1 rRNA gene is annotated in these 1,867 nt (G+C 51.0%); it reads left to right on the forward strand.

The annotated features are described in order from the left end of the window. Positions 1 to 1,867 (forward strand): 23S ribosomal RNA (locus tag TY07_RS16985); the annotation flags it as partial.

Genomic DNA, 1,867 nt, shown 5'->3' on the forward strand with positions numbered 1-1,867 from the left:
CTCTGATCCAGAGTACCACGAGACACGTGAAACCTTGTGGGAAGCAGGGAGGACCACCTCCCAAGGCTAAATACTACCTGATGACCGATAGTGAAGCAGTACCGTGAGGGAAAGGTGAAAAGAACCCCGGGAGGGGAGTGAAATAGAACCTGAAACCGTGTGCCTACAACCGGTCAAAGCCCCATATGAGGGTGATGACGTGCTTTTTGTAGAACGAGCCAACGAGTTACGGTATGTAGCAAGGTTAAGTACTTAAGGTACGGAGCCGAAGGGAAACCGAGTCTTAATAGGGCGACTAGTTGCATGCCGTAGACCCGAAACCGGGTGACCTATCCATGGCCAGGTTGAAGCGAGGGTAAAACTTCGTGGAGGACCGAACCACGTTGCTGTTGAAAAAGCATGGGATGAGCTGTGGATAGCGGAGAAATTCCAATCGAACTCGGAGATAGCTGGTTCTCCCCGAAATAGCTTTAGGGCTAGCGTCGGATATGTGTAGTGGAGGTAGAGCACTGAATGGGCTAGGGGGCATATCGCTTACCGAACCTTATCAAACTCCGAATGCCATATACATTTAGTCCGGCAGTCAGACTACGAATGATAAGATCCGTGGTCAAAAGGGAAACAGCCCAGATCGTCAGCTAAGGTCCCAAAGTGTAAGTTAAGTGGAAAAGGATGTGGGATTTCTAAGACAACTAGGATGTTGGCTTAGAAGCAGCCACTCATTTAAAGAGTGCGTAATAGCTCACTAGTCGAGAGATCCTGCGCCGAAAATGTCCGGGGCTCAAACTTACCACCGAAGCTACGGGCTTGCGTAAGCAAGCGGTAGGGGAGCGTCGTAATCGGGCTGAAGTCGTACCGTAAGGAGCGGTGGACTGATTACGAGTGAGAATGTTGGCATTAGTAGCGAGATGTAGGTGAGAATCCTACAGGCCGAATATCTAAGGTTTCCTCAGGAAGGCTCGTCCGCTGAGGGTTAGTCGGGACCTAAGCCGAGGCCGAAAGGCGTAGGCGATGGACAATCGGTTGATATTCCGATACCACTACCATCGTTATTATCGAGGGTGTGACGGAGAAGGATAGTGTGTGCTAGCGATTGGAAATGCTAGTCTAAGCGTTTAGGGAGTTACGGTAGGCAAATCCGCTGTAACAATTCTGAGGCGTGATGGGGAAGGCCATATAGGCCGAAGTACATGATTCCATGCTTCCAAGAAAAGCATCTAGAGAGAGAAGTAGTGCCCGTACCGCAAACCGACACAGGTAGATGAGGAGAGAATCCTAAGGCCGGCGGAAGAATTGCAGTTAAGGAACTAGGCAAATTGACCCCGTAAGTTCGCGAGAAGGGGTGCCTGCGAGAGCAGGCCGCAGAGAATAGGCCCAAGCAACTGTTTAGCAAAAACACAGGTCTCTGCTAAAGCGTAAGCTGATGTATAGGGGCTGACGCCTGCCCGGTGCTGGAAGGTTAAGGGGAACACTTAGCGCAAGCGAAGGTGTGAACTTAAGCCCCAGTAAACGGCGGCCGTAACTATAACGGTCCTAAGGTAGCGAAATTCCTTGTCAGGTAAGTTCTGACCCGCACGAATGGCGTAATGACTTGGGCACTGTCTCAACTGCAAATCCGGCGAAGTTGTAGTGCGAGTGAAGATGCTCGCTACCCGCGATTGGACGGAAAGACCCCGTAGAGCTTTACTGTAGCTTAGCATTGAATTCCGGTATTGTCTGTACAGGATAGGTGGGAGACTGGGAAACTAGGGCGTCAGCCTTAGTGGAGTCAACCTTGGGATACCACCCTGACAGTACTGGGGTTCTAACAGGACGCCATGAATCTGGTGACTGGACATTGTTAGGTGGGCAGTTTGACTGGGGCGGT

The sequence above is a fragment of the Clostridium saudiense genome (assembly GCF_000577815.1).
Taxonomy (GTDB): Bacteria; Bacillota; Clostridia; order Clostridiales; family Clostridiaceae; genus Clostridium; species Clostridium saudiense.